The sequence below is a fragment of the Paraprevotella clara YIT 11840 genome, from assembly GCF_000233955.1.
Lineage (GTDB): Bacteria > Bacteroidota > Bacteroidia > Bacteroidales > Bacteroidaceae > Paraprevotella > Paraprevotella clara.
In genome coordinates, this window is record NZ_JH376607.1 from 17764 (window position 1) to 35074 (window position 17311).

A 17311-nucleotide genomic window follows, 5' to 3' on the forward strand; every position below is an offset into this window, starting at 1 on the left:
TTACGTCCTTTCATTTTTTCTCCGTATCTTTGCAGCCGGAAACTTGATATTATGGCAGAAAACAATTCTATATTAGACAAATTGGAGGGGCTGGTAAGCCGCTACGAGGAGGTGGGCACTTTGATTACCGACCCGAATGTAATCAGCGACCAAAAACGCTACGTAAAGCTGACTAAAGAATATAAGGACTTGGGTGATATCATGAAAGCCCGCAAAGAATATATGGACAGCCTGCAAACGTTGCAAGACGCCAAGGAGATGTTGGCCACCGAAGACGACCCGGAAATGAAGGAGATGGCGCGCGAAGAAATGGCGGCCACTGAAAAACATATCCCCGAAATGGAGGAACGCATCAAGTTGCTCCTCGTCCCAGCCGACCCGGAAGACGACAAAAACGTCATTATGGAAATACGGGGAGGAACGGGAGGAGACGAAGCCGCACTGTTCGCAGGCGACTTGTTCCGCATGTACACCAAATATTGCGAAATGAAAGGCTGGAAGATAGCTATCTCCAGTTTTACGGAAGGAGCTGCGGGCGGCTTTAAAGAAATCATCTTCAGCGTAACGGGAGAAAAGGTATACGGCACGCTGAAATACGAATCGGGCGTACATCGCGTACAACGCGTACCGGCTACGGAAACACAAGGCCGCGTACATACCTCGGCCGCAACGGTGGCCGTACTGCCCGAAGCCCAAGAATTCGACGTGGAAATCAACGAAGGCGAAATCAAATGGGACACTTTCCGCTCCAGCGGCGCAGGCGGACAGAACGTGAACAAGGTGGAATCCGGCGTACGTGCACGTTATCTGTGGAAAAACCCCAATACGGGAGAGACCGAGGAAATCCTGATAGAATGTACTGAAACGCGTGACCAACCCAAGAACAAGGAAAGAGCTTTGGCACGCCTGCGCACGTTCATCTACGACAAAGAACACCAGAAATATATCGACGACATTGCCAACCGCAGGAAGACAATGGTGTCCACCGGTGACCGTTCGGCCAAAATCCGTACGTACAACTATCCGCAAAGCCGTATCACCGACCACCGCATCGGCTATAACATGCAGAACCTGCCTTCGTTCATGGACGGCAACATACAAGACTGCATCGACCAACTGACCGTGGCGGAAAATGCCGAACGGATGAAAGAAAGCGAACTCTAAACGGTAAAGAACATGAAAAAGTTTTTCACCCGGCAGATTATCATAAAAAGCGTCGAGCAATGCTTGAAACGTTTTCCGGTCACGGTTGGCTTTACAGTATCGCTCGCTGTTTTCTTATTAGTAGTATGCTGGGGGAAAGACGAATTGTTCACGGAACGTCAGACTTTCACCATTAATTATTATCTGACTGTAGGAAGTTTGCTCTCTCTCTCCCTTCGCTTATGGGGAGAGGAAGTGAAACGTAAACGTATCGTATACATCGCCAACGCGCTACTCCATTTGCTCCTATTAGCGGACGCCGGATACTTGTACCTATTGCCGGAAGACTTTCCTTTCTTGGAAACAGGGCTTGCCCACGGTTCCGCCCTGACGGCTTTGGGGTTAAGTATCTTCACACTTCCTTTTTTCCGTGAAAAAGACGATATCGCCTCATGGAATTTCACCCTGCAACTGGTATCTCATGCCGTTACCTCATGGATAATCGGCGGTATCATGTGCGGCGGCCTCTGCCTGCTGACAGCATCCTTCTCCGGTTTATTCGGCCTGGAAGTAAATGGTAACTTCTATACCACATGGCTCATTGTGTTTTGCCTGACCTTACCCTCATTGCTGTTTTTAGGGCAAATCCCGGCCGGAGAAGCCAAACACGACCGTACCGGTCATACTTCTGCATTCCTCAGCAAAGTGATCCGCTATCTGTTCCTTCCGTTATTGGGATGTTACTTATTGGTACTTTATGTCTACGCATTGAAGATTCTCGTCCAATGGCAATTGCCGGACGGATGGGTTTCCTGGTTAGTCATCGCACTGACTGCGGGTTGCATCGGAGTAGAATTCTGTATGTACCCTTCTCTCCGCCAAGGACTTTCACGTTTCGAGCAACGTGTGGCGCGTGGGTTGCCCATCGCCATCCTGCCCCTGTTAGTACTGATGACTATCGGCATTGCCAGACGATTCAACGATTACGGCATCACGCTCAACCGCCTGTACCTTCTGACTCTGAACATCTGGTTTTACATAGTCTGTATCGGCTTATTCGTTCTACGGGCACGGCGCATTCAATGGATTGCCGTGTCGTTTGCCGGCATCTTTCTGCTCACATCCGTACTTCCGGTAAATTATGCCCGACTCACCCACCGTTACATGTTCCAAGCCTTATCAATCCAAATCCAAACATCATATAAAGGGGGACTCCCCATGGACGAAGAGCAATATCTGGACTGGCTGGCATCGCTTCCGCGGGAAACAGCGCGGCTTACTAACAGCCGTCTCAAAATACTGGATTATACTTTCAAAGACAAAGAAATTCATCGTCTTGTCGCTCCCGACATCAATTATTGGGGAGCGGAGAAATGTATTAAAGAAAACTCCGAAGTGCATTTCAGTCAAAAGAAAAATGGTACGGAAATCATTGCAAAAGGGACATACCTCCATTTTGAGGCGTCATCGCCATCTTCTGTCAAAATGGAATTAAACACCGGATATTCGGAACTGGTCGCATATCATAAGAGCGAAGACTCCATCCCTTGCAAATATTGGAAAGAAGAAGTCATGCCCATAGAACTTACCAACGGGCATCAAGTGATAGACACGATATACGTCCAGCCGTCCGACATCCGGAAATGGAGTGCCATGGATACGATTCCTCCACAAAAGTTCATCGGCAGGCAAAAAGACAATCTTTTTATCCTCACCGACTTCTCCCTATCCGGATATGCAGGAGACAAGAACCTGAACTTTACTTATTCCGGTTATTATTTTATTCAAAAGAAAACGAACTAAAAAACATATACGACATGAACAAACAAGAGCTTTTTGAGAACATCAAACGGAAAGAATCTTTCCTGTGTGTGGGATTGGACACTGACATTCAGAAAATCCCCTCGCACCTGCTAAAGGAAGAAGACCCCGTTTTCGCCTTCAACAAAGCCATCATCGACGCTACCGCACCTTATTGTATCGCTTACAAGCCGAATCTGGCATTTTATGAAAGCATGGGCGTAAAAGGCTGGCTCGCATTTGAAAAGACGATCCAATACCTGAACAAGAACTACCCCGACCAGTTCATCATCGCGGATGCCAAACGGGGAGATATCGGTAATACCTCGGCGATGTACGCCCGTACTTTCTTCGAGGAAATGCAACTCGATGCCCTGACAGTAGCTCCCTATATGGGCGAAGACAGCGTAACCCCGTTCTTAGGTTATGAAAACAAATGGGTCATCCTTCTGGCTCTGACCAGTAACAAAGGCTCGCATGACTTCCAGTTGACCACCGACACAGAGGGCGAACGTCTGTTTGAAAAGGTCCTGCGGAAAAGTCAGGAATGGGGCAACGACCAGAACATGATGTATGTAGTGGGTGCCACCCAAGGACACATGTTTGAAGACATCCGCAAAATCGTCCCCAACCACTTCCTGCTCGTACCGGGCATCGGTGCACAAGGAGGCTCATTGGAAGAAGTCTGCCAATATGGCATGAACAGCACTTGCGGCTTGATAGTCAACAGCAGCCGGGCCATCATTTATGCCGATTCCACAGAAAGCTTCGCTGTCGTAGCCGGTGAAAAGGCACGTGAAGTGCAACAACAAATGGCAGTGCAATTAAAAAAGCTATAAGCACTGAGCAACCATGTTTTATATTTGACAGCCGTCTGGGAATCCAAATCCGGACGGCTGACTTTTATAAGTCTCCATCCATATTTACACACCCTTTCCTACACGTCTTGGCTACGGGAAAAGGTAGCTTAAATCAGGCTTGCCGTTTATTTTATTATCTCAAAATATAGTGTAATTCGATTTTTTTTGCGAAATTTGCAAAATTAGTAATGACAATAACTAAAGACCATGGAATTTACCGCTAAGCAGATAGCAGAATTCATACAGGGTTCAGTTGAGGGAAATGAAAACGCATCGGTACATACTTTTGCCAAAATAGAGGAAGGTGTACCAGGAGCTATATCGTTTCTGTCCAATCCTAAATACACTCATTATCTCTATGACACACAGTCCAGTATTGTATTAGTGGACCGGAATCTTGAATTAGAAAAAGAAACCCAAGCCACGCTGATTCGTGTGGACAATGCCTACGAGGCCGTAGCCAAATTATTGGCTTTGTATGAGATGAGCAAGCCCAAGAAAAAAGGCATTGATTCATTGGCATATATCGCACCTACGGCTCAAATCGACGAAGACTGTTACATCGCCCCTTTTGCTTATATCGGTGAAAACGTGCATATCGGTAAAGGTACACAAATATATCCCCATACCACCGTGTACGATAATGCTTCGGTTGGCGAAGACTGTGTACTGTATTCCAATGTTTCGGTATATCACGATTGTAAAATCGGCAATCGGGTCATTTTGCATGCAGGCTGCGTAATCGGTGCGGACGGCTTCGGTTTTGCACCGACCGAGAACGGCTATGACAAAATTCCGCAAATCGGTATCGTAACCATAGAAGACGACGTGGAAATCGGTGCCAATACTTGTGTGGATCGTTCTACGATGGGATCTACGTTCGTACGCCGAGGAGTCAAGTTGGATAATCTGGTCCAAATTGCCCATAACGTAGAAGTCGGGGAAAACACGGTGATGTCCGCTCAGGTAGGCGTAGCCGGTTCTACTAAAATCGGGAAATGGTGTATGTTCGGCGGGCAAGTGGGTATTGCAGGACATGCGGTCATCGGTGATGAAGTCAGGTCCGGTGCTCAAGCCGGTATTGCCGGAAGCATACGCAAGGGGCACATTACCGTACAAGGTTCTCCTGCCATCGAAGCTAAAAATTTTGCACGTTCAAGTGTAGTGTACAAAAAACTACCTGAGATATATGCGGATGTGAACCATTTGAAAAAAGAAATAGAAGATTTAAAAGAAATACTGAATAAGAAGAAATAAAGAGCTATGCTGAAACAGAAAACATTGCAAGGAAGTTTTTCTTTGTGCGGCAAAGGATTGCATACAGGTCTGAATCTGACCGTTACATTCAATCCTGCTCCCGAAAACCACGGATATAAAATACAACGAATCGACCTGGACGGGCGTCCCATTATTGACGCCGTAGCCGAAAATGTGGTAGAAACCACACGCGGCACCGTCTTGGGACGAGGAGAAGCCCGTTGCAGTACAGTAGAACATGCCTTAGCTGCTTTATACGCCATGGGAGTGGACAACTGCCTTTTGCAAGTCAACGGCCCTGAAGTTCCTATTCTGGACGGAAGCGCGGAAATTTACGTGGAGAACATCAAACGTGTAGGCATAGCCGAACAGAACGCAGTCAAAGACTATTATATCATCCGTAAAAAGTTGGAAGTCAAAGATGAGGAAACCGGTTCTTGCATTACAATCCTACCGGATGAGCAGTTCAGCATCACGGCGATGATTTCATTCAATTCCAAAGTTCTTTCCAGCCAATTTGCCACTTTGGACAACATGGAGAATTTCGAATCTGAAATCGCCCCGAGCCGTACTTTCGTTTTTGTTCGTGAAGTAGAACAACTGATGGCCGCCGGTCTTATCAAAGGCGGAGACTTGGACAACGCTATCGTGATTTATGAGAATGAGATGTCTCAAGAAAAGTTGGACAAATTGGCCGACAGTATCGGAGTTCCCCATCACGATGCCACAGAAAAAGGATATTTGAACCATAAACCTCTGGTATGGGAAAATGAACCGGCACGCCACAAACTGCTCGATATTATCGGCGACATGGCACTGATCGGCAAGCCCATCAAAGGGCGTATCATCGCTACCCGTCCCGGACATACTATCAATAATAAGTTTGCCCGCCTGATCCGCAAAGAAATTCGGGCACACGAAATACAGGCTCCAGGCTACGACTGTAACGAACCGCCGGTAATGGATGTCAATCGTATCCGCGAGCTTCTCCCCCACCGTTATCCCATGCAACTTGTGGATAAGGTCATAGAACTCGGGCCTACGACCATCGTAGCCGTTAAAAACGTAACAAGTAACGAACCGTTTTTTACCGGACATTTCCCACAGGAACCGGTCATGCCCGGTGTGCTGCAAATCGAAGCCATGGCTCAAGCAGGCGGTCTTTTAGTGTTGAATTCCGTAGATGAACCGGAACGTTGGAGCACCTACTTCTTACGCATAGACCAAGTGAAATTCCGCCAAAAAGTGGTTCCGGGAGATACCCTCCTTTTCAAAGTAGAACTGTTAGCACCGGTACGTCATGGCATCTCGTCCATGCGCGGTTATGTGTTTGTGGGAGAAAGCATCGTGACCGAAGCCACATTTACTGCACAAATCGTAAAAAACAAGTAAGATAGAATTTATGAGCAAAATAAGTCCTTTGGCTTTCATAGATCCGGAAGCTAAAATCGGTGAGAACTGCGAAATCGGCCCGTTTTGTTTCATTGACAAAAACGTGGAAATAGGCGACAATAACGTGTTGATGAACAGTGTAAGCGTACTATACGGAGCACGTATCGGCAACGGCAATGTCATTTTTCCGGGGGCTGTTATCAGTGCCGTGCCTCAAGATTTGAAATTCCGGGGAGAAGACACCACAGCCGAAGTCGGCGATAACAACAAAATCCGTGAGAACGTAACAATCAACCGTGGTACGGCGGCAAAAGGCAAAACCTGCGTAGGCAGTGGTAATTTGCTGATGGAAAGCGTACATGTAGCCCATGATGCTTTTGTTGGAAACGATTGTATCATCGGCAACGGTACCAAATTGGCCGGTGAAATCATCATCGACGACCACGCCATCATCAGTGCCAACGTTCTGATGCACCAATTCTGTCGCGTAGGGGGATATACGATGGTAGGCGGAGGGACACGTTTCAGCCAAGACATTCCACCTTATACTATATGTGCACGCGAGCCGGTTGCCTATTGCGGTCTGAATCTTGTCGGATTACGACGGAGAGGCTTCAGCAACGAACTGATAGAAAACATACATAATGCTTACCGTATTATTTACCAGGGAGGCGTACCTTTGAACGAAGCCTTACAGAAAGTACGGGAAGAAGTGCCTGCCAGTCCGGAAATAAACTATATCATCGAGTTCATTGAAAACTCCAAAAGAGGATTTGTCCACTAAATATCATAAAAAGCCATGGTATACCGTTTTACCATTATCTCTAATGAAGTAGAAGATTTTATCAGAGAAATCAAAATAGATGCCGAGGCCACCTTTTACGACCTGCATCAGGCCATATTGTCTTCGTGCCACTATGCAGACAATGTGCCTACTTCTTTTTTCATCTGTAACCAAGAGTGGGAACAAGAACAGGAGATTCTGTTGGAAGACATGGGCACAAGCCGATCGGACGAAGACTTGTATTTGATGAAAAAGACACGGCTCAACGAACTGTTGGAAGACGAAAAACAACGCATGGTCTATGTTTTCGACCCATTGGACAACCGCATGTTTTTCATTGAACTGACTGAAATCAGTTTCGGAAAGACGCAGGAACAGCCGGTATGCAGCCGAAGCCATGGCGAAGCTCCGCAACAATCCATGGATTTGGAAGAGTTTCTGAATAAGGAGACCACCAAACCCTCGGAAGATTTAAACGAAGATTTCTACGGAAGCGAGAGCTTCGACACGGAAGAATTCGACCCGGAAGGATTCGAAATCAGCGAAGGCAACCCTTATCATTGATTCATGAAGCCCCGACTTGTCGTATTGATAGGACCTACGGGAGTGGGAAAAACAGAGCTCAGCCTTTCGTTGGCTGAGTTTCTTCATACTCCTATTATCAACGCGGATTCACGGCAACTATTCCGTGACCTGCCTATCGGAACCGCTGCACCCACCGAAGCTCAACAACAGCGTGTCAGACATTATTTCGTCGGCACACTTGGGCTAACGGACTATTACAGTGCAGCACAATACGAAACAGACGTACTTCGTTTATTGGACGACCTCCACTCCCAACATCCATACGCCTTACTGACGGGCGGAAGCATGATGTACATCGACGCGGTTTGCAAGGGTATCGACGACATTCCTGCCGTAGACGAAGAAACCCGCCGCCTTATGTTGGAAAGATACGAAGAAGTGGGACTGGAACAGCTTTGCAAAGAACTGAAACTGCTCGACCCGGAATACTACAACCTCGTAGACCACAAAAATCCCAAACGCGTCATCCACGCATTGGAGATATGCTACATGACGGGAAAACCTTATTCAAGCTTCCGCACCAGCCAACCCAAGGCACGTCCGTTTGACATCCTTAAAATCGGATTAAGACGGGAACGGGAAGAACTATACGAGCGTATCAACCAGCGCGTGAACCAAATGATAACAGACGGACTGGTGGAAGAGGCACGAAAAGTCATCGCCTACAGGCATACCAATGCCCTCAATACCGTAGGATATAAGGAAATATTCAAATACATAGACGGTTCCTGGACTTTGGAAACGGCTGTGGAGAAAATCAAACAAAACACCCGTATTTATTCACGTAAGCAAATGACATGGTTTCGCCGCGACGAAAGCATTCATTGGTTTCATCCGGATGAAACGGAAGCTATAAAAAAACTCATAGAAAAAGAGATTATGCCATAAACTTTTTCTAAATTTGCTCCTATTAAACATCATTCAACCTACATAAGTCAAATCACATGAGTCGCATTCTTCAAAAGACAAGCCATTGGTTGAAAAAGGCCGGAAGGGGATTCACCAACCTCTATCGAGGCCCTTGGTACAAGAAAACCGTAGTATGGATTATCACTTGCGTCCTATCGGTTATTTTACTTCTTATTGCCGTTGACCTCAACTTTCTCTATCTGTTCGGGAAATCACCCGGATTCAAGGACATTGAACATCCGGTCACCAGCGAAGCTTCCGAGATATACAGTGCCGACAGTGTACTTATCGGTCGTTTTTTCAGCGAAAACCGTACGCCGGTCGAGTACGAGGATATCTCTCCCATTATCATCCAGACCCTCATCGATACTGAAGACGAACGTTTTTACCGCCACCATGGCATAGATTTTCAAGGACTTTTTGCAGCGATAAAAGACATCGCAAGCGGACGTGCCCGTGGTGCCAGTACCATCACCCAACAACTGGCCAAAAACCTGTTCCGAGTGCGTACACAATACTCTACCGGACTGCTCGGCAAAATTCCTGGGGTGAAAATCCTGGTCATGAAAGCCAAAGAATGGATTGTAGCCGTTAAGTTGGAAATGATATTCAGTAAAGAAGAAATACTCACCATGTATTTCAACACCGTGGACTTCGGCAGTAATTCATTCGGCATCAAGACAGCATGCCGCACCTACTTCAACACGACTCCCGACCAGTTGACCTACGAACAAGCTGCCACATTGGTAGGCTTGCTGAAAGCGACATCCAGCTACAACCCGAAGCTCAATCCCAAGAACAGTACCAAACGGCGCAACGTGGTGCTAACGAACCTATACGACCACGGTCATCTGGTCATTCACGGTCACAAGGCCACTCGTGCACAACTCGATTCTCTCATGGCACTTCCCATGATTGTAAATCCACGAAAGGAAGAAAGCAGCTACGACGGTATCGCCCCCTACTTCCGTGCTGTCTTGCCGGAGTACATCGACATGCTGTGCGAGAAAGGAGCGATAGCCGGAGTAGACGAAGAAAACAAACCGGACCTCTATGCCGACGGGCTGAAGATATACACCACGCTGGATACCCGTATGCAAAAATATGCGGAAGAGGCTGCCATCCAACAAATGGAAATCCTCCAGCAACGTTTCAAGCAACATTGGGGCAACACAAACCCGTGGCAAGACGAAAGACACCAGGAAATTCCGAACTTTATCGAGGACTTAGCTAAAAAAACGACAGCATACAAATATCTCGAAACCCGTTTCCCCGACCAGCCGGACTCCATCACTTACTATCTGAATCTGCCCCACAAGGTCAAGGTGTTCAGTTACGACGGTCTGAAAGAAGAAGAGATGAGCACCATGGACTCCATCCGTTATATGGTCAAATTCCTGCATTGCGGTTTCGTAGCCATAGAACCGGACAGCCGCCATGTCAAGGCATGGGTGGGCGACATAGACTTCGGCTCGTGGAAATACGACAAAGTCACCGCCATGCGCCAACCCGGTTCAACCTTCAAACTCTTTGTCTATGCAGAAGCGATGAACCAAGGACTGACCCCCTGCGACACCCGTATCGACGAATGGCAACAGTACCCGGACACCGTAGACGGCAAACCTACCAAATGGACTCCCCATAATGCCAACGGCACCTTCTCGGGAGCCGAAATGCCTTTGAAATCAGCTTTCGCACAGAGTATCAATAGTGTGGCAGTCAAGTTAGGCTATGAACTGGGCATCCACAACGTGGCACAGACCGCACATGCCATGGGGATCGAATCGCCGCTGCACGAAACTCCGTCGCTGAGCTTAGGTTCCTCCGATGTCAATCTGTTGGAACTGGTCAACGGCTACTGCACGGTCATTGACGACGGCAAGATGAATCCGCCCATCCTGATTACTAAAATTCTCGACCGCGACGGCAATATCATCTATGCGGCAGAACCGGAAGAGCAGCAGGCTATTCCATACCGTTCCGCATTCTTCATGCAGCGGCTTTTGCGAGGAGGCCTGACTGAGCCGGGCGGAACCACGGCAGCCCTGTGGAGCTACATCCATCCTGTACTGAAATACACCGACTTCGGAGGCAAAACCGGTACATCCAACAACCATTCCGATGCCTGGTTCGTGGGCGTAACGCCCAAGTTAGTCGCCGGAGGATGGGTCGGAGGAGAATACCGGAGCATACACTTCCGCACCGGAGCCTTAGGACAAGGCAGCCGGACGGCCTTACCCATATTCGGCAACTTCATCCAGAAAGTCCTGTTGGACGACCGCTTCGCCCAATACCGTGCCAAATTCCCGAAAAAACCGCTCGAAGACATCGACCCCACCACATACACATGCGAAAGCTATTATGCGCCACAAGAACCGGATTCGCTTACGGCATCCGCAGATTCATTGGGTATAGCCCTTCCGGGAGACTCTTTGCAACGCGGTAACGCCTCACCGGAAAAACAGCCCGAGGCGAAAACAGAAACAACGGCAAGCGAGGGAAGCGGTAACCATCCGCAAGCCTCACACACGGCACCTTGACACCATAGCCCCAAAGATTTGAAAGAAGACATTGAAATAGACCTTCAGAACCCGGAGTTCCAAAGCACGCTGAAACTCATACAGTTTACCCGTAACTCGGTTTTCCTCACAGGCAAAGCCGGTACGGGTAAATCCACCTTACTGAAGTATATCTGCAGCCACACACGGAAGAAGCACGTGGTATTGGCACCGACCGGCATAGCAGCCATCAATGCCGGAGGCAGCACCCTGCACAGCTTTTTCAAGCTCCCTTTCCACCCGCTCCTGCCCGACGACCCTCGGTTCAGCTTCCGCAAACTGAAAGAGTTCCTGAAATACAATTCCGCCCATCAAAAGCTGGTGCGTGAAACAGAACTGATCATTATCGATGAAATCTCAATGGTACGGGCGGACATCATCGACTTCATCGACCGCATCCTGCGCCTCTACAGCCGCAACCTGCGCGAACCGTTCGGCGGAAAGCAGTTATTGCTTGTCGGAGATATATTCCAACTGGAACCGGTTGTCAAAGCGGACGAACGAGAAATCCTGAACCGTTACTACCCTACGCCTTATTTCTTCTCGGCCAAAGTATTCCAGGAGATGCGCCTCGTCTCCATAGAACTGAAGAAAGTGTACCGCCAGCAAGATGCCGCCTTCATCGCCGTGCTCGACCATATCCGTACCAACCAGGCCGGAAGTGCCGACCTGCAACTGCTCAACAGCCGTTGGAACCGGACGAACGATGACAAGTTGAGCCATGGACTGAATATTACCCTGGCCACCCGAAGGGACAACGTAGATTTCATCAACCGCCGGAAACTATCCGAAATAGACACCGAGAGCACACTCTTTAAAGGCGAAATACAAGGCGAGTTCCCGGAAAGTTCGCTCCCCACGCTGATGGAACTGGAACTTAAACCCGGCGCACAAGTCATTTTCGTCAAAAACGACCAAGACAAACGTTGGGTAAACGGAACTCTGGGTACCGTTTCGGCCATAGACGAAAAGAACGGCCATATCTACGTCGTCACGGAAGACGGAACCGAAATGGAAGTCACCCGCGAAGTGTGGAGCAACGTGCGCTACACCTACAACGAGCAAGAAAAAAAGATAGAAGAGGAAGAACTCGGCATCTTCCGGCAGTTCCCCCTGCGATTGGCTTGGGCCATCACCATCCATAAAAGCCAGGGGCTGACTTTCCGTAAAGTGACCATCGACTTCACCGGTGGCGTCTTCGCCGGAGGACAGGTATATGTAGCCTTGAGCCGCTGCACTTCATTGGAAGGTATATGTCTGAAGAAGGAAATATCCCGTTCGGATATTTTCGTCAAGCCAGAAATCATCCGGTTCGCCCAACAATTCAATGACGAAAAGGCTATCGAGCAAGCCATGAAGAAAGCCAAAGCCGACATCGAATACCAAGCCGCCGTACAGGCATTCGACCGCGATGACTTCCGTGAAAGCCTCGACCACTTCTTCATAGCCATACACAGCAGATACGACATCGAAAAACCGGTCATCAAACGGTTCATTTGCAGCAAACTCAATATCATCAGCCGACTTAAACGCGAGAACGAAGAGTTGAAACGACAAATGGCAGCCCAACGCAAACAGATGCAGCAGTACGCCCATGAATATTACGAACTGGGCAACGCTTCCATTCTTCAGGCCCATAACCTGCGTGCCGCCCTGGCCAATTACGATAAGGCCTTGTCGCTCGACCCTTCATACGTAGACGCATGGATACGCAAAGGCGTCACGCTGCAAGACCATGGAGAATACGAAGATGCCCTCCAATGCTTCAACCGCGCCGCCGAACTCAGCACGGCCAACTTCAAAGTGCACTACAACCGGGGAAAGAACCACCTGCTTTGCGGACGTACCGAACTGGCCGTCGCCGATTTCGACAAAGCCGTATCCCTTAAGCCCGAACACGCCAAAGCTCACGAACTGTTTGGCGATGCCCTGTCGCGCTGCGGCAAGGAAGAAGAGGCCGCTATCCACTGGGCTATCGCGGAAACGCTTCGGGAAAAGCACAAGGGGCGTTAATCTTAGTTAATAAGCAATCGGTTTGCGCACACAAATAAAGCTATTTTCGTACATTTGACCGTTTATTAACCTATTCATATCCAACATGAGAAAAAACCTAAAGACAGTGTTAGGCATTTGCCTTGTGTGTGCCGGTACATTCGCAAGCACCACAACCCTCCAAGCCAAAAAGAAAGTAGCTTACCTTTTTACCTATTTCACAGGTAACGCTCCCGAACAGGAACAAATCTGTTATGCCATCAGCACGGACGGGTTCAGCTATACTCCGTTGAATGACGGCAAGCCCGTCATTTCCTCCGACACGATTTCTTTAAAGAAGGGGGTACGCGATCCTCATATCTTAAGAGGCGAAGACGGCTACTTCTACATGGTAGTCACCGACATGCGTTCCAGTCAAGGATGGACCTCCAACCGGGGCATCGTACTGATGCGCAGCAAAGACATGGTCAACTGGACGCACCACACGGTAAACTTCCCTGAAAAATATGCCAACACGATGTTCGCCAACGTCATCCGCGTATGGGCGCCGCAAACCATCTACGACAAGAAGGCAAAAAAATACATGGTGTACTTTTCTATCCTGACCGACGACGGACAGTGCCCCTACGACAAGGTCTTTTGGGCATACGCCAATGAAGATTTCAGCGACCTTGAAGGAGAGCCCAAAGTCCTGTTCGACTACAAGAAACCTTCCATCGACACGGATATCGTGCAAGACGACAATGGAACTTATCACATCTTTTTCAAAACCGAAGGCGAACAGAAAAAAGGCATACGCCAATATCTGGCCAAAGACTTGCACAATCCGGCAGAATGGGAACTGTTGCCCGGTACGTTTGAAGATACCGACAAAGCGGTGGAAGGTTCCGGCGTGTTCCAACGGATAGAAGGAGACTGGGTTCTGATGTACGACTGCTACATGAACGGGCACTACCAGTTCTGCACCAGCAAAGACCTGATGAAGTTCAAACGCGTGCAGGATACAGCCACTCAGGGAGCGTTCACTCCGCGCCACGGCACGGTCATCGCCATCACCCAAAAAGAGCTGAAACGGCTGCAAAAGGCGTTTCCCAACACGAAGTAACCGGAAGGCGGCCCAAACCATCCGCCCCATTGAAACTAACCCATAAATTATAAAACCTATAGTAAATAATGAAAACGCAACTATTAACCTTTGCATTGGCTCTCGCGTTGGGACAGACAGCTATTGCCGAAAACACGACCCAGAAAATAGAACAAGTAACATCTTCCGTCACCCTTAGCGAAGATGTGGATTACATCGTGACGGGTACAACCCCGTTCGCCACGCCGGGCAGTATCAATATCACCAATACGGAACATGCCGTCGTGATTCTGGAAAACCTGCGTCCAAGCGAGGCTCTCAGTTACCTTTCCTTCATTAAGATTAATGGGGAGCCGGCGGTCAACGATGAGAACTGTCAAGTGAAAATGTATGCCCATGGCGCCATCATCTTTCCTTACAGCAAAGACATCAAACCGCTGACGGTCTATTCCGAGCCCAACTTCGGAGGGGAATCCGTCAATGATTTCGGACTGGAAAATTCCAACGGCTACATGAATACCCTTTCGACCGCCAAGCTCAACAATCGAATCAGGAGCTTCAAACTGAAGAGAGGCTACATGGTGACTTTTTCCAACAATCCCGGCGGAAAAGGTTACAGCCGCTGTTTCGTCGCCGATAAGGAAGACTTGGAGTTTGCCGAGCTACCTATGGAGCTCGACCACAGGATTTCTTCCTATCGCGTGTTCAAGTGGCATAATTTCCAGAAAAAAGGTATCGCCAGCGATGCAAGTGAAGAAATCGTCAACGCCCTCAAAGTAACATGGTGCTATGACTGGGGACAGGGCAATGCAAGCCGCGAGCCGGACTGCGAATGGGTTCCCCATCACATCTATGAAGACTGGCCTTCTGTCTCAACCTGCGGAAAGGTGACCCAATCCTGCCACATGCAGACCAACAACGAACCGGGCAACAGTGCCGACGACCATCCGCAAAGCGTGGAGACCGTGCTCAACAACTGGGAAAACCTTATGGCTACCGGCATGCGCCTGTGTTCCCCTTCATCCCACGACGGAAGCCTCTCATGGTTAGAACAGTTCATGACAGAAATCGACAAACGCGGTTGGCGTTGCGATATTCTCGACATGCACTGCTATTGGCCTGAATGGAACTTGAACAACCAACTGAAGGGTTATTATGACAAATACAAACGCCCCATTTGGGTGTCGGAATTCGTTTGGGGAGCTTCATGGAACAACAATGGTATCTTCGCCACAGACCGTTCGTTTTCCATCGAGAACCAACAGAAGAACTACGACGTAATGAGCAAGGTGCTTACCAACTGGAACAGTTTCGACTATGTGGAACGTTATGCCTATTGGAACAGCGAAGCCGATTGCTCCAAACTTTACAAGTATGGAAAAGACGGCAACCCTTCCGAAATTTCCATTCTTGGTAAATGGTATGGCGAAATGAACTCGGGTATGGGTTACAGAAAATCCTACGAGTTCGTGCCCAAGGTGGTGTACAGCACGCCCTCAGGACTGACTTTGGAATATACCGAACGCACACGTAAGTTGGCTCTCAATTGGGAGTATAAGAACAACATGGGCTTCACCGATTCCACATTGTTGGAAATGCGCTTGGACGATGGCGAATGGCAAACCTTGCAGAAATACGAAGCTCCGGACAAGAATTCCTATGCGTACAACGAAGTCTTCCCCGAAGATTTCAAACGGGGAACTTACACGTACCGGGTGCGCAACTTCGACATGGACGGGAACGTGCGTTCTACGGACGAAGTACAGCTCTCGTTGGTGGCAGCCAAGGGAGAACCGGGCTTCCAGTACGGCACCCTGGAAATCAGCGATACACAGGAGTTCAATACGGAATTCGATGCCATCGGTGAAGATGAAAAACCGGCCGTTTTTGCAGGCTTGCTTTCCTATAACGATTCAAAGGTCGTACCAGTCAATACAGTGGTCAGCGTGCTGAGCGACAAATTCTCCTTCTGGGCCTTCCCTTGGAACGAAGGGGACTACGAACAAACCATCACGGAACCGGAAACCACAGACTTCATGGTACTGCGCAAGGGTGCCCACCAAATCGGTGACATCACGATGGAAGTGGGAGAAAGTGCAAGCAAAATCAAGAACGACACCACGTGGATCAGTTTTGCCACCCCGTTCCCCGAAGGTGTAACTCCGGTAGTCATTGCCAACGTGCTGTCGCGCTACAAGGCATATCCCTACGTAGTCAAGGTTTGGGACATCACGAACAAAGGCTTCGCTGTCAAACTGGCCCGACAAGCCGCTGTGGACGAAACGACCAGCACTTTTGCCGGACAAGACATCTTCTACGTGGCAGCCACTCCGGGAACCGCCAAGATGGAAGACGGCAAGATTCTGACTGTGGGTCGCAATACAGAAGACAAGGTGGACGGCCGACGTGCCCGCGAAGTCAATCTCGTGGACGAGACGGGCAATGCCATAGGATTGTTCAGCCCCATCATGCTGTTTGGTCCCCAGACCAACAACTATGATTGTGCCTCCGTATACAGAATCAGCAGCTACACGACGGACGAAAGCAATACGGACATCAAAGACGTGCCCGCCACCACAGGAGTGAAAATCATCCGCCAAAAGGACAAGACCAACGAAACTATCAAGGAAATAGACAACGCCACCAACAATGGCGATATCATGGGCTGGATAGCCGTAAGTTCTCCCAAAGAAGGTGAATCAGGTATCAAAGGTACAATCGGATCCGCCCCGTTCAAAGTTTTCGTACGTGACGGCCATGTTATCGTAGACGGTACGGACAATTACCGGATTTACGCCATCAGCGGCCAACAGGTTCCCCGTACGGCACGCCTTTCAAGAGGTATTTATGTGGTAAAAGCCGGAAGCCACTCCGTCAAGGTAATGGTTCCATAACCTCTCACAAGGGCTTCCGCAAGGCATCAGACGGCCTTGCCACAGTATCAACA

General features: G+C 48.8%; 12 protein-coding genes. All 12 read left to right on the forward strand.

The window, feature by feature from the left end; all coding sequences use genetic code 11:
* Window positions 1-51: 51 nt before the first annotated feature.
* The 12 genes from prfA (at window position 52) to HMPREF9441_RS11035 (ending at window position 17258) form a co-directional block, all read left to right on the forward strand.
* Window positions 52-1164, forward strand: coding sequence for a peptide chain release factor 1 (gene prfA, locus HMPREF9441_RS10980; protein ID WP_008621128.1), 1113 nt, complete (start codon window positions 52-54; stop codon window positions 1162-1164).
* 12 nt (window positions 1165-1176) lie between these two features.
* A complete protein-coding gene (locus tag HMPREF9441_RS10985) occupies window positions 1177-2946 on the forward strand; it encodes a DUF4153 domain-containing protein (protein ID WP_008621129.1) in 1770 nt (589 codons plus the stop codon).
* Between the two features lie 14 nt (window positions 2947-2960).
* On the forward strand, window positions 2961-3782 hold the full coding sequence (gene pyrF, locus HMPREF9441_RS10990; RefSeq protein WP_008621130.1) for an orotidine-5'-phosphate decarboxylase: 822 nt from the start codon (window positions 2961-2963) through the stop codon (window positions 3780-3782).
* Between the two features lie 228 nt (window positions 3783-4010).
* Window positions 4011-5060 carry a UDP-3-O-(3-hydroxymyristoyl)glucosamine N-acyltransferase gene (gene lpxD / locus HMPREF9441_RS10995; protein WP_008621131.1) on the forward strand — a complete coding sequence of 350 codons (1050 nt, stop codon included), beginning with the start codon at window positions 4011-4013 and terminating at the stop codon, window positions 5058-5060.
* A gap of 6 nt (window positions 5061-5066) precedes the next feature.
* On the forward strand, window positions 5067-6452 hold the full coding sequence (locus HMPREF9441_RS11000) for a bifunctional UDP-3-O-[3-hydroxymyristoyl] N-acetylglucosamine deacetylase/3-hydroxyacyl-ACP dehydratase (protein WP_008621132.1): 1386 nt from the start codon (window positions 5067-5069) through the stop codon (window positions 6450-6452).
* Window positions 6453-6462: 10 nt separating this feature from the next.
* Complete coding sequence (lpxA, locus tag HMPREF9441_RS11005; protein ID WP_008621133.1) at window positions 6463-7236, forward strand: acyl-ACP--UDP-N-acetylglucosamine O-acyltransferase; 774 nt, start codon at window positions 6463-6465, stop codon at window positions 7234-7236.
* Window positions 7237-7251: 15 nt separating this feature from the next.
* Complete coding sequence (locus HMPREF9441_RS11010; RefSeq protein ID WP_008621134.1) at window positions 7252-7800, forward strand: IS1096 element passenger TnpR family protein; 549 nt, start codon at window positions 7252-7254, stop codon at window positions 7798-7800.
* A gap of 3 nt (window positions 7801-7803) precedes the next feature.
* Complete coding sequence (gene miaA / locus HMPREF9441_RS11015) at window positions 7804-8709, forward strand: tRNA (adenosine(37)-N6)-dimethylallyltransferase MiaA (RefSeq protein WP_008621135.1); 906 nt, start codon at window positions 7804-7806, stop codon at window positions 8707-8709.
* 56 nt (window positions 8710-8765) lie between these two features.
* Entirely contained in the window at window positions 8766-11270 is a 2505-nt protein-coding gene (locus tag HMPREF9441_RS11020) for a transglycosylase domain-containing protein (RefSeq protein WP_008621136.1), read from the forward strand.
* Window positions 11271-11300: 30 nt separating this feature from the next.
* Window positions 11301-13301 (forward strand): tetratricopeptide repeat protein, encoded by a 2001-nt coding sequence (locus tag HMPREF9441_RS11025; protein WP_172634946.1) that lies wholly within the window; start codon window positions 11301-11303, stop codon window positions 13299-13301.
* Between the two features lie 85 nt (window positions 13302-13386).
* The gene (locus HMPREF9441_RS11030) at window positions 13387-14385 is read left to right on the forward strand and encodes a glycoside hydrolase family 43 protein (protein WP_008621138.1); all 999 of its coding nucleotides are present in this window, start codon (window positions 13387-13389) and stop codon (window positions 14383-14385) included.
* Window positions 14386-14453: 68 nt separating this feature from the next.
* Window positions 14454-17258, forward strand: coding sequence for a glycosyl hydrolase (locus HMPREF9441_RS11035; RefSeq protein ID WP_008621139.1), 2805 nt, complete (start codon window positions 14454-14456; stop codon window positions 17256-17258).
* Window positions 17259-17311 lie beyond the last annotated feature (53 nt).

What these genes read in the sequence shown, in the direction of transcription:
- HMPREF9441_RS11000 (WP_008621132.1), top strand. Translation starts at nt 5,067, where the DNA reads ATGCTGAAACAGAAAACATTGCAAGGAAGTTTTTCTTTGTGCGGCAAA.
- HMPREF9441_RS11020 (WP_008621136.1), top strand. Translation starts at nt 8,766, where the DNA reads ATGAGTCGCATTCTTCAAAAGACAAGCCATTGGTTGAAAAAGGCCGGA.
- lpxA (WP_008621133.1), top strand. Translation starts at nt 6,463, where the DNA reads ATGAGCAAAATAAGTCCTTTGGCTTTCATAGATCCGGAAGCTAAAATC.
- HMPREF9441_RS11030 (WP_008621138.1), top strand. Translation starts at nt 13,387, where the DNA reads ATGAGAAAAAACCTAAAGACAGTGTTAGGCATTTGCCTTGTGTGTGCC.
- lpxD (WP_008621131.1), top strand. Translation starts at nt 4,011, where the DNA reads ATGGAATTTACCGCTAAGCAGATAGCAGAATTCATACAGGGTTCAGTT.
- HMPREF9441_RS11035 (WP_008621139.1), top strand. Translation starts at nt 14,454, where the DNA reads ATGAAAACGCAACTATTAACCTTTGCATTGGCTCTCGCGTTGGGACAG.
- prfA (WP_008621128.1), top strand. Translation starts at nt 52, where the DNA reads ATGGCAGAAAACAATTCTATATTAGACAAATTGGAGGGGCTGGTAAGC.
- miaA (WP_008621135.1), top strand. Translation starts at nt 7,804, where the DNA reads ATGAAGCCCCGACTTGTCGTATTGATAGGACCTACGGGAGTGGGAAAA.
- HMPREF9441_RS10985 (WP_008621129.1), top strand. Translation starts at nt 1,177, where the DNA reads ATGAAAAAGTTTTTCACCCGGCAGATTATCATAAAAAGCGTCGAGCAA.
- HMPREF9441_RS11010 (WP_008621134.1), top strand. Translation starts at nt 7,252, where the DNA reads ATGGTATACCGTTTTACCATTATCTCTAATGAAGTAGAAGATTTTATC.
- pyrF (WP_008621130.1), top strand. Translation starts at nt 2,961, where the DNA reads ATGAACAAACAAGAGCTTTTTGAGAACATCAAACGGAAAGAATCTTTC.